General features: G+C 46.5%; 10 protein-coding genes and 8 tRNA genes. 15 read left to right on the forward strand and 3 right to left on the reverse strand.

The features are described from left to right. Positions 1–365: 365 nt before the first annotated feature. The 4 genes from L1D31_RS15840 (at position 366) to L1D31_RS15855 (ending at position 5271) form a co-directional block, all read left to right on the forward strand. Positions 366–1580, forward strand: a complete 1215-nt coding sequence (locus tag L1D31_RS15840; RefSeq protein ID WP_239838059.1) for an aspartate aminotransferase family protein — start codon at positions 366–368, stop codon at positions 1578–1580. Positions 1581–1806: 226 nt separating this feature from the next. Next, positions 1807–2826, forward strand: a complete 1020-nt coding sequence (gene astA, locus L1D31_RS15845; protein ID WP_239838083.1) for an arginine N-succinyltransferase — start codon at positions 1807–1809, stop codon at positions 2824–2826. A gap of 17 nt (positions 2827–2843) precedes the next feature. Beyond that, a complete protein-coding gene (gene astD / locus L1D31_RS15850; RefSeq protein ID WP_239838060.1) occupies positions 2844–4301 on the forward strand; it encodes a succinylglutamate-semialdehyde dehydrogenase in 1458 nt (485 codons plus the stop codon). Positions 4302–4479: 178 nt separating this feature from the next. After that, the gene (locus tag L1D31_RS15855) at positions 4480–5271 is read left to right on the forward strand and encodes a DUF1338 domain-containing protein (protein ID WP_006963236.1); all 792 of its coding nucleotides are present in this window, start codon (positions 4480–4482) and stop codon (positions 5269–5271) included. Positions 5272–5394: 123 nt separating this feature from the next. On the opposite strand, the gene asd is transcribed toward L1D31_RS15855, so the two are convergent. Continuing rightward, positions 5395–6267: an archaetidylserine decarboxylase gene (gene asd / locus L1D31_RS15860; RefSeq protein WP_239838061.1), complete on the reverse strand. Its 873-nt coding sequence runs from the start codon at positions 6265–6267 to the stop codon at positions 5395–5397. A gap of 111 nt (positions 6268–6378) precedes the next feature. Continuing rightward, complete coding sequence (gene rsgA / locus L1D31_RS15865; RefSeq protein WP_239838062.1) at positions 6379–7434, reverse strand: small ribosomal subunit biogenesis GTPase RsgA; 1056 nt, start codon at positions 7432–7434, stop codon at positions 6379–6381. A 110-nt stretch (positions 7435–7544) separates the two neighbouring features. On the opposite strand from rsgA, the gene orn reads away from it, so the two are divergent. The 9 genes from orn to L1D31_RS15910 all read left to right on the forward strand — a co-directional run bounded on the left by orn (position 7545) and on the right by L1D31_RS15910 (position 9608). Then, positions 7545–8090 carry an oligoribonuclease gene (gene orn / locus L1D31_RS15870; protein WP_239838063.1) on the forward strand — a complete coding sequence of 182 codons (546 nt, stop codon included), beginning with the start codon at positions 7545–7547 and terminating at the stop codon, positions 8088–8090. 179 nt (positions 8091–8269) lie between these two features. Further along, positions 8270–8345: transfer RNA gene (locus tag L1D31_RS15875), tRNA-Gly, on the forward strand. Between the two features lie 41 nt (positions 8346–8386). Next, positions 8387–8463: transfer RNA gene (locus tag L1D31_RS15880), tRNA-Met, on the forward strand. Between the two features lie 73 nt (positions 8464–8536). Beyond that, a tRNA-Met gene (locus tag L1D31_RS15885) sits at positions 8537–8613 on the forward strand. Positions 8614–8709: 96 nt separating this feature from the next. Beyond that, positions 8710–8785 (forward strand) — tRNA-Gly (locus L1D31_RS15890). A 41-nt stretch (positions 8786–8826) separates the two neighbouring features. After that, a tRNA-Met gene (locus L1D31_RS15895) sits at positions 8827–8903 on the forward strand. 190 nt (positions 8904–9093) lie between these two features. Then, positions 9094–9169: transfer RNA gene (locus L1D31_RS15900), tRNA-Gly, on the forward strand. Positions 9170–9210: 41 nt separating this feature from the next. Next, positions 9211–9287, forward strand: a tRNA-Met gene (locus L1D31_RS15905). Between the two features lie 245 nt (positions 9288–9532). Further along, positions 9533–9608: transfer RNA gene (locus L1D31_RS15910), tRNA-Gly, on the forward strand. Between the two features lie 546 nt (positions 9609–10154). Here L1D31_RS15910 and queG read toward each other — a convergent pair. Next, the gene (gene queG, locus L1D31_RS15915) at positions 10155–11267 is read right to left on the reverse strand and encodes a tRNA epoxyqueuosine(34) reductase QueG (RefSeq protein ID WP_239838064.1); all 1113 of its coding nucleotides are present in this window, start codon (positions 11265–11267) and stop codon (positions 10155–10157) included. A gap of 200 nt (positions 11268–11467) precedes the next feature. Between queG and tsaE the strand changes: the two genes are divergently transcribed. Together tsaE and L1D31_RS15925 are read left to right on the forward strand one after the other, a co-directional pair. Further along, positions 11468–11929 (forward strand): tRNA (adenosine(37)-N6)-threonylcarbamoyltransferase complex ATPase subunit type 1 TsaE, encoded by a 462-nt coding sequence (tsaE, locus tag L1D31_RS15920; RefSeq protein ID WP_239838065.1) that lies wholly within the window; start codon positions 11468–11470, stop codon positions 11927–11929. Next, complete coding sequence (locus L1D31_RS15925; RefSeq protein ID WP_239838066.1) at positions 11926–13647, forward strand: LysM peptidoglycan-binding domain-containing protein; 1722 nt, start codon at positions 11926–11928, stop codon at positions 13645–13647. Before tsaE ends, L1D31_RS15925 begins: the two co-directional genes overlap by 4 nt. Positions 13648–13651 lie beyond the last annotated feature (4 nt).

Consider the following 13651-nt stretch of genomic DNA (forward strand, 5'->3'; position numbering starts at 1 on the left):
TGATTGAGATCACTTTTTTTAACATTTCTTTCATATTTTTGCGCACGGATATTATGTGAAAAACTATTCGCAGGCATTGTCCTGTCTGACTCTGCGCCCTTGTTATTACTATGCTTAACTACAGCTTATCTTTGTTATAAGAATATATTGCTTCATAAAAGCAGTGGCTTAATGCATAAATACTCAACGCTGATGCAGAACAGGCTTTTAGTGGTGAAGTAAAAAGAATAATTCACTATTGAAATGGTTAATTAAATGTAAATACAATGCCGCAATTGCTGAAATGCAAAACAATATGTGCTTTCGTTAAATGAAAGCAAGGATGCAAAAATTACCTGGCATGCGGTATCGAGAGGGAATGTGCAATGACAGTCGAAAATAAAGTAGAACGCGGTTTGTTTGATGAGGTGATGGTCCCTTGTTATAACCCAATGGAAATGGTTCCAGTCAAGGGCGAAGGCGCTCGTGTTTGGGATCAGGAAGGCAAAGAGTACATCGACTTTGCTGGTGGTATAGCCGTGAGCTGTCTGGGTCATTGTCACCCTGCAATGGTTAACGCTCTGACGGAGCAAGGCAAAAAACTGTGGCATCTCAGTAATGTCATGACAAACGAACCTGCGCTTCGCTTGGCGAAGAAGCTGACAGAGGTGAGCTTTGCAGAAAAAGTGTTCTTCGCTAATTCAGGCGCAGAAGCAAACGAAGCGGCTCTAAAGCTGGCACGTCGCTATGCGGCTGACAAGTTTGGTCCTGAGAAATCTGAAATCATCGCGTTCAAGCAAGGCTTCCACGGTCGTACTTTCTTTACTGTCACAGTGGGTGGCCAAGAGGCTTACTCGGACGGTTTTGGTCCTAAGCCTGGCGATGTTACTCATCTGCCATACAATGATGTGGAAGCACTACGCGCGCACATTTCTGACCGTACTTGTGCGATCATGATGGAACCGCTTCAAGGTGAAGGCGGTATCATCTCTCCAACTGATGAGTTCGTTCAAACGGTTCGTGAATTGTGTGATAAGCACAACGCGCTGCTTATCTTTGACGAAGTTCAGACGGGTAACGGTCGTACTGGTCACTTCTATGCTTACCAAGGTCTGGGTGTCACACCAGATATTCTGAGCACAGCGAAATCGCTCGGTGGTGGTTTCCCTATCGGCGCGATGTTGACAACTACAGAGCTGGCTAAACATCTGAAAATTGGTACGCACGGCTCAACGTACGGTGGTAACCCACTCGCGTGTGCGGTTGCTGAAGCGGTTGTTGATGTTGTCAGCACACCAGAAACTCTAGCGGGTGTTGCAGAGCGTGAAGCGCTGTTCCGTGACGGATTAACTAAACTTAATGATAAATACCAAATCTTCGCTGAAGTACGTGGTAAAGGTCTTCTACTTGGTGCTGCTCTGAATGATGAATGGCAGGGCCGCGCGCGTGATGTACTGGTTGCAGCAGGCAAAGAAGGCCTGATGGTGCTAGTGGCTGGCGCAAATGTGGTTCGCTTTACGCCTTCACTGGTTATCACCAAAGAAGAAATCGCAGAAGGATTAGCAAAACTAGATAAAGCACTCGCCACTCTAGTTAAATAATAAATAAACAAACTGGGAGAGCTGTATCGCAACAGTTCTCCCAATACCAGTGCTATCGGTCATGTGTTTGGGTAGTTACTCAGGAAAAATTGCTTAGAACAAGGCGTAGCTTGCAGCAAGCTAGCGAGCCTAACTTCAAAAACTACAACGTAGTGATTAGCGATTTGCCAGCAACAACAAATAGATGACCGATAGCATTGGTATCCTGCATCAGGAGGGAGTATCGATGCTGGTTGTTCGCCCTATAGCAATGTCGGACTACGATGCGCTGCACACTTGTGCAGTTGAGTCGGGTCATGGATTCACATCTCTTCCGGTTAACGAGGAACTGTTAACCAACCGTATTACTCACTCTGAGTACAGCTTTGCCAAGCCTAATGTAACGGAACCGGGTGACGAAGGTTACTTAATGGTCGGTTTCGATAGTGAAACTGGTGAAGTGGCTGGTTGTACTGGTATTGAAGCTTCAATTGGTTGGGATGTTCCATTTTATTCTTACCACATCAGTACCATAGTGCATTCATCGCCAAAATTGGGGGTGAATAATGTGGTTAAACTGTTGACCTTCGGTAATAACTACACGGGTTGCAGTGAGATCTGTACTTTGTTCTTGCGCCCGAATTTCCGTGGTGGCTTAAATGGCCGTTTGATGTCTAAATGTCGTTTTCTCATGATGGCAGAGCACCCACATCGTTTCTCTAAAACGGTGTTTGCTGAGATGCGCGGCGTGTCCGATGAAAATGGTAACTCGCCATTCTGGCAGTGGTTGCAAGAGCATTTCTTCTCGATTGATTTCACTATGGCCGATTACCTGACGGGTATCGGCAAGAAAGGCTTTATCGCCGACCTAATGCCTAAGTTGCCGATTTATATCAACTTGCTGAGCAAAGAAGCTCAGGCGGTGATTGGTCAGGTACATGAAAATACCAAGCCTGCATTGCGTTTGCTTGAGAAAGAAGGCTTCACTTGCCGTAACTACGTCGACATCTTTGATGGCGGCCCATCGGTAGAGTGTGATGTGCGTAATATCGAGTCGGTCCGCCACTCATTCCGCGCGAAAATCACCATTGCCGAGCACACCAGCTCGCAAGATTACCTTATCTCAAACACGTCGTTTGAAAACTTCCGTGCCGTGGCTGCTAAAGCCGCGTATGACCAAGCTTCTGAGTCTGTGATTCTATCACCGGATGTTGCCAAAGCATTGGAAGTCAACGAAGGCGAATACGTTCGCATGCTAGCTCAGTAATCGAAAGGAATAGAAACATGACACATTGGATTGCAGGCGAGTGGCTTGCAGGGCAAGGCGAAGCGATGAACTCGACCAGCCCATACAACAATGAAGTAATCTGGCAAGGTGACAGTGCGTCACCTGCGCAGGTTGAAGCGGCCGTCAGTGCAGCACGCAGCGCCTTCCTTAGCTGGAAGAAAATGACTTATGCTGAGCGTGAGGCTATTGTTCTGGCCTTTGCCGAAAAAGTTAAAGAAAACAGCGAGCAAATCGCTGAAATCATTGCAAAAGAAACCGGAAAGCCTATTTGGGAAACACGCACAGAAGCGGCTGCGATGGCGGGTAAGATCGGGATTTCTATCCGTGCTTACCATGAGCGTACGGGTGAAGCAACATGTGAAGCGGCAGGCAACCAGATTGTTCTACGTCATCGTCCTCTAGGTGTGATGGCAGTATTCGGCCCTTATAACTTCCCAGGCCATTTGCCAAATGGTCACATTGTTCCGGCACTGCTTGCTGGTAACACGGTTGTGTTTAAGCCTTCAGAGCAAACGCCACTCACTGGCGAGTTCGCAATGAAACTATGGCAGCAAGCGGGCTTACCAGCGGGCGTTATTAACCTTGTTCAGGGCGCGAAGGAAACCGGTGTTGCGCTGGCGGATTCGAAAGGCATTGATGGCGTATTGTTCACGGGTAGTGCAAACACAGGTCATATCCTGCACCGTCAGTTTGCAGGGCAGCCGGGTAAAATGTTGGCGCTAGAAATGGGTGGTAACAACCCTATGGTGATCTCTGAGAACTATGGCGAGTTGGATGCAACCGTGTATACCATTATTCAGTCTGCTTTCATCAGTGCTGGTCAACGTTGTACTTGTGCCCGTCGCCTGTACGTACCTGTTGGTGAGAAAGGTGATCAACTGGTGAGCAAGCTGGTTGAAGCAACACAAAAGATTCGTGTTGATCAGCCATTTGCTGAGCCTGCGCCATTTATGGGCCCTCAGATTTCTAAAGCAGCGGCTGACTTTATTCTTAATGCGCAAACAAACTTGCAAAGCCTTGGCGGTGTGAGCTTGCTAGAAGCGAAAGCGGGTGAAGCAGCGTTCGTTTCTCCTGGCATCATTGATGTAACACCAATCGCTGATCTGCCAGATGAAGAGTATTTTGGACCACTACTGCAAGTGGTGCGTTACCAAGGCTTAGAGAAAGCCGTTGAACTGGCAAACGATACGCGCTTTGGCTTATCGGCGGGGCTGGTTTCAACCGATGACAGTGAGTGGGATTACTTTGTTGACCACATTCGCGCAGGTATCGTCAATCGCAACCGTCAGCTAACTGGCGCAAGCGGTGATGCACCATTCGGTGGTCCAGGTGCTTCGGGTAACTTACGCCCAAGTGCTTACTACGCAGCAGATTACTGCGCATATCCAATGGCATCAATGGAGGGTGGTGAAACTCTACTACCTGCTACATTGAGCCCGGGTGTTGAGTTATAAAAATATTTTAAGGGTTTCCCTTACCGCCTCCCTTTTTGGGGAGGTTTTTAAACGTCACAGGTTGAAGGCTATCTGATCAGATTTCTGGACAAATTTGGTCAGATAGCCTCATTTATAAAATTAAATAAACAATAAATATAACTCCGTTAACGTAGACAAACCCAAACAAGGAGGCGTTATGACGCCACAAGTTTTATTCCAGTCGTTATGGAATGACTATATTCAACGCTTATGTCCATCTGCTGATAAAGTTCACCATCTTCTTCAGGAAAATGAGCCATTGATCAATGACCACATTGCGCTGCGTACATTTAATGTCGCACCTTTGGGGATTGAGACACTGGCCAAACCGTTTATCGACGCTGGCTATAAGCCGTGCGGTGATTACGAGTTCGAAAGTAAGAAGTTAGTGGCGAAGCACTTTGAGCATCCAGACCCGAAACAGCCAAAAGTTTTTATCAGTGAGCTAAAAGTGAACGAGTGTTCTCCAGAGCTTCAGGCCATTGTTGCCAAGCTGGTTGAGCAATTGGATACCGATAAGCTAAAAGGTCATGAGTTCTTGTCTGGTGGGCGTCTATGGGATCTGAGTTTTGCTGATTATCAGTTGCTGGCAAAAGAGAGTGAATACGCTTCTTGGCTAGCGGCACACGGCTACGGTGCTAACCACTTTACGGTTAGTGTAAATCAGCTTGATGCTTTTGAAGAAGTGAAAGGTGTTAATGACCACCTACGTGAAGCTGGCTTTACGATCAATGAATCAGGCGGTGAAGTGAAAGGCTCGCCAGACGTGCTGCTTGAGCAATCTTCTACCATGGCGGATAAAGTACCAGTGACCTTCACTGAAGGTACTGAGATGGTTCCTGGTGGCTTCTATGAGTTTGCTAAGCGTTACCCAATGAGCAACGGTGAACTTTACCCTGGGTTTGTTGCCGCTTCCGCTGATAAGATTTTCGAAAGTACCAACGGTTAGTAGAAAGCCCTAAAGTACACTTCGCTTGAGAGAATTGAGCAGGTAACCAGTCATGGAGTGTTCCTGCTCACTCGACTATGCTGATAGAGAATGAAACAGCCCCGATAGCCGGGGCTGTTTTGTTTATTCTTGTTCTTGCTTGGTCATATGGGCATAAGGCGTACCCATCACCGTTGTTTGGCCGTTAGCCATGGAATCGTCGAATTTTATCGCGTCCTTAGCAAACAGGTTGATAACGGTCGAACCTAACTTGAAACGGCCCATTTCTTCGCCTTTCTTAAGAATCACGGCTTTGTCCCCTTCGCTTGGGTAATCCCATTTGTAGACCGTATTGCCGCGTGGCGGGGTAATCGTGCCAGCCCAGATTTGCTCTATACTACCGACGATCGTTGCACCCACCAGCACTTGAGCCATTGGACCAAATGCGGTATCGAAGACACACACCACACGCTCATTACGAGCAAACAGGTTTGGGACATTTTCAGCGGTCAGAGGGTTGACGGAAAACAGATCGCCCGGCACGTAGATCATCTGACGCAGTGTACCATCACATGGCATATGGACTCGGTGGTAGTCACGTGGTGAAAGGTAAAGTGTTGCAAATTCACCATCGGCGAACTCTTCTGCTAGCTCAGCATCGCCACCCAGTAGTTCCTGCGCTGAAAAATCGTGACCTTTTGCTTGAATCAGCTTGCCGTCAGTAATTGGACCAAACTGACTGACGCATGCATCTGCAGGGTGGGTGATAATAGACTCGCCTTCAGTGATCGGGCGCGCGCCTTCTTTCAACTCACGAACAAAAAAGTCGTTGAAAGTTTTGAAGTGCTTGGGATCTGAGTGTTTAGCCTCGTCCATGTTGACATTGTATTGCTTGATGAACCAGCGAATGATAGCTGTGGTTAGGCCGCCAGCTTTTGCGGATGCCAGCTTACCGACGAGACGGGTTAAGCCGTGTTGAGGGAGCCAGTACTGCAGTCCAACTTTTATCTTATCCATTGTCATTAATTCCAATGCTAACTGTATGTTTGCTTACTTTTGGGCGCGAGATACTACTTAAATTTGTTAACGAAGTCAGTATCTAGCACCGATGATTTGTGCAAGAAGCCGTTACAGATCGGCTTTTTTATTGCGTGAGTACTGACGGTTGGCTTTCACTTCCGCCATACTCTCGAGGATGCGATGATAGTTTTCGAAGCGTACTTCACTGATCTCGCCACTTTCAACGGCTTCGCGCAGCACGCAGCCAGGGTCATCATTATGCTTACAGTCTCGAAACTTACACCCACCTAAATAGCGGCGAAATTCAACAAATGCTTTGGTCACGTCTTCTGCGTCTAAGTGCCATAAACCAAATTCACGCACTCCAGGAGAGTCAATCAAATCACCACCTGTCGGGATATGATACAGGCGCGAGGCGGTTGTAGTGTGTTGACCTAGCCCCGAGTTTTCAGAGACTTCACCTTCTTCGACATTAAATTCAGGCATAAGTGCGTTGACGAGGCTTGATTTACCCACACCTGACTGGCCGACAAAAATATTGGTGCGATCTTTGAGTTCAGCCTCCAGCGCAGCGATACCCTCGCCAGTTTGCTTACTCACAAACAGTACTTTGTAACCGATACGTTCGTATTCACTGAGCCACTCTTGATATAAGGCTCGCTGCTCATCTTCCAGCAAGTCAATTTTATTCAGTACGAGTAACGGAGAAATGTTGAGTGTTTCTGATGCGACCAAGTAGCGATCAATAATATTCAGTGACAGCTCAGGCAATACCGAAGAAACAATGATCATTTGATCGACGTTAGCCGCGACAGGCTTTAAACCATCGTAGTAATCAGGACGAGTCAAAACGGAAGTACGTGGCTCAACAGCCTCGACAACACCATTGATGCCTTCCATAGACTCCAGTCCAGCGCGCCAAATCACCTTGTCGCCAGAAACTAAGGTCTCGATACCGCGGCGCAAATTGCAGCGCTGGACTTCGCCACTTTCGATATCTTCAATGTCGGCATGTTGCCCGAAACGTGTTATCACTAGACCTTTCTGGGCTGTACCCAACATGGACTCTTCCCATTGAACGGAATCTTCCTTGGTGAGTTTTCGCTTCTGGTTGCTCCTAACTCGTCTAACTTGACCTTTGGTTAGTTTTTTCTTCTTTGCCACAATTTGTCTACTTAACTTAATTCGCCTTGATGGATCCTAGGATAACTACCCTGAAGATCAGAATTTGGGTATAGTACCTCTTTTAGCATAAAACCAATAGGCAACGATTTATGTCCTTTAGTGATCAAAATTTGATTTGGATTGATCTCGAGATGACAGGTTTAGACCCGGAAACCCACAAAGTCATCGAAATCGCTACTATCGTCACGGATGGTGAGTTGAATATTTTAGCTGAAGGACCGGTACTTGCCATTCACCAATCAGAACAAGAGCTGGCCAAGATGGATGAGTGGTGTACGACCACACATACTGGCAGTGGCTTAGTCGAGCGTGTACGTGCTAGTGATGTAAATGAGCAGGAAGCGGTTCGTCAGACAATAGAATTCCTTGAGCAATGGGTGCCGAAAGGGATGTCCCCAATATGTGGTAACAGCGTCGGTCAAGATCGCCGTTTTTTGTATAAGCACATGCCTGAACTGGAAACGTATTTCCACTATCGCTATATCGATGTCAGTACACTGAAGGAGTTGACACGTCGTTGGAAGCCTGAGGTATTAGAGGGCTTTTCTAAGAAAGGAAGCCACTTGGCTTTGGATGACATTCGTGAGTCAATTTCTGAGTTAAAGTACTACCGCCAAACAATTTTTGACATCTAATACCAGCAACTCTTTATCAAAGATGATGATGGAAAAGCCAAGCTTAGATGGAAAAATATTCTAATCTGTGTGCTTTTTCATCAAACAGAAAAAAAACGCCTTTTTTTTGCTGGAAGGACTTGCATCACAAAAAAATGCTCTTATAATTCGCAGCCCTAAACGACGAAAACGTTGTTGATGCGACACTAGCTCAGTTGGTAGAGCGCAACCTTGCCAAGGTTGAGGTCACGAGTTCGAACCTCGTGTGTCGCTCCAAATTAAAAAGCTTTCATCATGCTTTGAATGATGATTACGGACGCGGGGTGGAGCAGCTTGGTAGCTCGTCGGGCTCATAACCCGAAGGTCGTCGGTTCAAATCCGGCCCCCGCAACCAAATTTTAAGGTGTTGTGATTCGCTAGCTCGTCGGGCTCNAAGCTTTCATCATGCTTTGAATGATGATTACGGACGCGGGGTGGAGCAGCTTGGTAGCTCGTCGGGCTCATAACCCGAAGGTCGTCGGTTCAAATCCGGCCCCCGCAACCAAATTTTAAGGTGTTGTGATTCGCTAGCTCGTCGGGCTCAGCCATTCATAAAACCTAGCGAAGGTTATCGATTCAAATCTAGCCTCCGCWACCAAATGCGACACTAGCTCAGTTGGTAGAGCGCAACCTTGCCAAGGTTGAGGTCACGAGTTCGAACCTCGTGTGTCGCTCCAAATTAAGAAGCTTTCATCATGCTTTGAATGATGATTACGGACGCGGGGTGGAGCAGCTTGGTAGCTCGTCGGGCTCATAACCCGAAGGTCGTCGGTTCAAATCCGGCCCCCGCAACCAAATTTTAAGGTGTTGTGATTCGCTAGCTCGTCGGGCTCAGCTCGTCGGGCTCATAACCCGAAGGTCGTCGGTTCAAATCCGGCCCCCGCAACCAAATTTTAAGGTGTTGTGATTCGCTAGCTCGTCGGGCTCAGCCATTCATAAAACCTGGCGAAGGTTATCGATTCAAATCTAGCCTCCGCAACCAAATGCGACACTAGCTCAGTTGGTAGAGCGCAACCTTGCCAAGGTTGAGGTCACGAGTTCGAACCTCGTGTGTCGCTCCAAATTAAAAAGCTTTCATCATGCTTTGAATGATGACTACGGACGCGGGGTGGAGCAGCTTGGTAGCTCGTCGGGCTCATAACCCGAAGGTCGTCGGTTCAAATCCGGCCCCCGCAACCAAATTTTAAGGTGTTGTGATTCGCTAGCTCGTCGGGCTCAGCCATTCATAAAACCTGGCGAAGGTTATCGATTCAAATCTAGCCTCCGCAACCAANGCTCGTCGGGCTCATAACCCGAAGGTCGTCGGTTCAAATCCGGCCCCCGCAACCAAATTTTAAGGTGTTGTGATTCGCTAGCTCGTCGGGCTCAGCCATTCATAAAACCTRGCGAAGGTTATCGATTCAAATCTAGCCTCCGCAACCAATGCGACACTAGCTCAGTTGGTAGAGCGCAACCTTGCCAAGGTTGAGGTCACGAGTTCGAACCTCGTGTGTCGCTCCAAATTCTTCTCAGACCACAAATGTCTGAATCGACCTCATTGGTCACCGCTCTTTATCTAATGCTGTGAAGCATAAACCAATCAAAAATCATATTAAGTCCTCCGAATCGGTGGGCATTTTTATGTCTAAAAATCAAATCAGTACGAGATGTGCTTATTTATATCTTGATGACAAGCCTCGGTGAGTCAGGGTTAGCTGTAAAGATTAACAGAGTTATCCACAAAATTTATATTGTGGATAAGTTGGTGGGTAACCTGATTGTTTTCACAAATAAGTGTGGCTGAGAAATGATCTTTTGTTTTATGAAAGTTTCTTTCTAGTTGGAACTTTTTTGTAAGTTGCTGTATTTATTTAATATTGTTGATATTCGCTACAACTTATAGAGAATTTCATTCGATCATTAAGTGATTGTTTTTTGATCTTAGTCATTTATAGCTAATGTGATTAACTTCTTCAGCTGAAAGAAAACAAGCAATCGCCCTTTGTTTTTTCCACATTTTCATTTTTAGAGCTAAATCAAACTCTGCTGAAGAAAGTTAGGCAAAGTTTATGCATCTCTGGGAAGCCCTTTCTGTACAATTCGAATGAGCCTATTGAGCTTAGTCGAAGAGTTAGGAACCTGAGCAATTTGTTGCTCCAATGCCCAGCGAATATGTTCATCTAATAGGTCATTTAATCCTAAGCGTTGTTTGAGTGCCTCAATAATATTAGCTGAATATGGCGCATTGCCCATGGCGATCGATAAATTTCTTAGCCATTGAATATAACCGATTCTACGAATGGCTGAGCCTTGCATATTGTTGAGGAAGGTTTCTTCATCCCATTCAAATAGAGCTAGGAGGTCAGGTGAAGTTAGAGCTTGCCGACGATGGAAGTCTTCCTGCTCTGTGACATCAGAAAACCGATTCCATGGGCAAACCAACTGGCAATCGTCGCATCCGTAAATACGATTGCTCATCGGCTTACGAAATTCTTCTGGGATTACACCATCGAACTCAATCGTCAGATAAGAAATACAACGACGAGCATCGACCACTCCATCCTCGATGATGGCCTGAGTGGGGCAAGAAGTCATACAGGCGGTGCATTTACCACAGTTACCCTGATGAACCTCATCAACAGGCAAAGGTAGGTCAATCAGTAGTTCGCCAAGGAAGAACCATGAACCACAATCTTTATCTAGAATGAGCGAGTGTTTTCCCGTCCAGCCTAGGCCTGCTTTTTGAGCTAAGGGACGTTCAAGTATCGGCGCTGAATCGACAAAAGGGCGGTAGCCGAACTGGCCCACTTCCTGTTCTATTTTTTGGCCAAGTTTCTTTAACTGATTACGTACCAGCTTGTGGTAATCGCGACCCAGTGCATAGCGGCTGATATAAGCTTGGGTAGGATCTGCTAGATTGGCTGCAAACAAGGCTTCAGGGGGAAGGTAGTCCATACGAACACTAATAACGCGTATTGTACCTGGTAACAGCTCAGCCGGTCGCGCACGCATCATACCGTGACGAGCCATCCAGTCCATTTCACCGTGGTGTCCTGCATCAAGCCACTTTTGTAACGCAGCTTCATGTTCACTCAGGTCAATATCGCAAATACCGGCCTTTTGGAAGCCATGCTCTTTTGCCCAAACTTTGATCTTGTTTGCGAGCTCTTGGTAGTTCATTCTAATGACTCTGGTGAAATGGGGAGCGGATCTTAACGGATCTTTTTCGTTGAATCTAGACGCGAAAACGAAGAAGTCTTGGCAGAATTACAGGAATTTGGCTTTTACTTACACAACAGACCTTGTCTCTCAATTCCAACCCAGTTTACTATTCCTGTTCTTTTGATTTTTATATAGTCACCCACTAGAGATTGATCTTCATGACCACGAAACATTTTGCCCTTAAAGATGAACACGCAACGATTCAATTAGGGACAGTCTTGGCAAACCTATGCTCTCAACAAACGACCATCTATTTGCATGGTGATTTGGGGGCGGGTAAAACGACGTTCAGTCGTGGGTTTGTACGTGCACTGGGTCATCAGGGCAATGTAAAAAGTCCAACTTATACATTGGTTGAACCGTACCAGTTGGACCAATGGCAGGTGTATCACTTTGATCTGTATCGCTTAGCTGACCCAGAAGAACTCGAGTTTATGGGAATCCGAGATTACTTTACTCCTGATGCAATCTGCTTAGTTGAGTGGCCAGAGAAAGGCCAAGGTTTACTGCCTTGTGCTGATTTAGATATTGAACTGCGCTATGACGGCGAAGCGCGTGTGGTCGATCTCACCGCCAATAATAGTTATGGTTCTAAATTACTTGAGCAGTTGGAGTTATGATAATCAGTAAATTTGTTCGAGCTGTCTCTGTTTCTTTTCTTTCCGTTCTGTTTCTTTTGCCCATACGCGTGTGGGCAAATGCTCTGGAAAGCATACGTGTTTGGCCTTCTCCAGATGAAACCCGTGTCGTAATCGACTTGGCTTCCGAAGCCGAATACAGCTATTTTACGCTTAGCAGCCCAGAACGTTTGGTTGTCGATCTTCCGCGAACTTCGCTTAATACCAAATTGCCGATCAATGTGTCGGAAAGCCCTGTATTGAAGAAAGTACGTAAAAGTTCACCCCCACAAAAGGGCACTTATCGTTTGGTGTTTGAACTCAAGCGTAAAGTGGCACCGCGCTTATTTAAGTTAGCGCCCACTCCTGGTGGACAGTATGGTCATCGACTCGTGATTGATCTGCCGCATGGCACTTCCACTACCTCTTCCGCCAAGGTTTCGTCTAACTCTTCACCCCAAGTGAATCGAGATGCTTCCCAGTTATTAGGCACTGCGGACATCGTGGTCGCCATTGATGCTGGTCATGGTGGTGAAGATCCAGGCTCTATTGGCCCAAGTCGCAAGTATGAAAAGCACGCCACTTTGGCGATTTCTAAGAAAATTGCTGCTCAGATTAATGCTGTTCCAGGAATGAAGGCTGTTTTGACTCGTCGCGGGGATTATTTTGTCAATCTCAATAAACGCTCCGAGATTGCACGTGGTAATAAAGCGCACTTATTGGTATCAATTCATGCTGATGGTTTCCGTAGCCCTCAACCTCGTGGGGGATCTGTATTTGTTCTGAATACCCGCCGTGCGAATTCAGAAATTGCACGTTGGGTAGAAAACCATGAAGAACAGTCTCAATTATTAGGCGGAGCGGGAGAAGTTCTTTCGAAAAACACCAGAGACAGAAATATCAGCCAGACATTGTTAGATTTGCAGTTTAGTCATTCACAAAAAGAAGGCTATAAACTGGCGACAAAGATCCTAAAACAGATGAACCGTGCGGGGATAAGGCTACATAAAAAACAGCCAGTGAATGCAAGCCTTGCGGTGTTGAAGTCTCCTGATATTCCTTCAGTGCTTGTTGAAACCGGTTTTATTACGAACCCAACCGAAGAACAATTGCTCTTCCAGCGTAGCCATCAAGATAAATTGGCCAGAGCGTTGACGAAAGCGATTGTCGAATACTTCGAAGCTAACCCTCCTGAGGGGACTTTGTTTGCGAACCGAGGGAAGACGATCAAGCATAAAGTGAAACGAGGTGAGTCCCTTTCTGTGATTGCTAAGAAGTACGGTACAACGACAAAGGCCATTATGCAGTCCAATAAGCTGAAAAGCTCTGGTTTAGCGATTGGCCAGGTATTGACCATTCCTGGCTCCAAAGGCGCAGTGCCTGTACCTAAAGTGATGAACCCTGTGGAAACTAAGACCATCACGCACGTGGTTCAGAGTGGGGAATATCTCGGTAAGATTGCTGAGCGATATAAAGTCTCAGTTGCCCATATTAAACGAGAAAATAAATTGCGCTCGGATACACTTAAACTTGGCCAAAAGCTACGCATTACAGTGAGTTTGAAAGATCAGCCGCTGCGCAAGCATAAGGTGAAGCGGGGTGAGTTCTTAGGCAAAATTGCCAGCCAATACGATGTCAGTGTCGGTGCGATCCGTAAGGCAAATAACTTGCGTTCGGACGAATTGGCGATAGGGCAAGTTTTGGTGATTCCGAATAAGTAGCTAT

Origin of the sequence: Vibrio sp. Isolate23 (genome assembly GCF_022398095.1) — a bacterium.
GTDB lineage: Bacteria > Pseudomonadota > Gammaproteobacteria > Enterobacterales > Vibrionaceae > Vibrio > Vibrio coralliilyticus_A.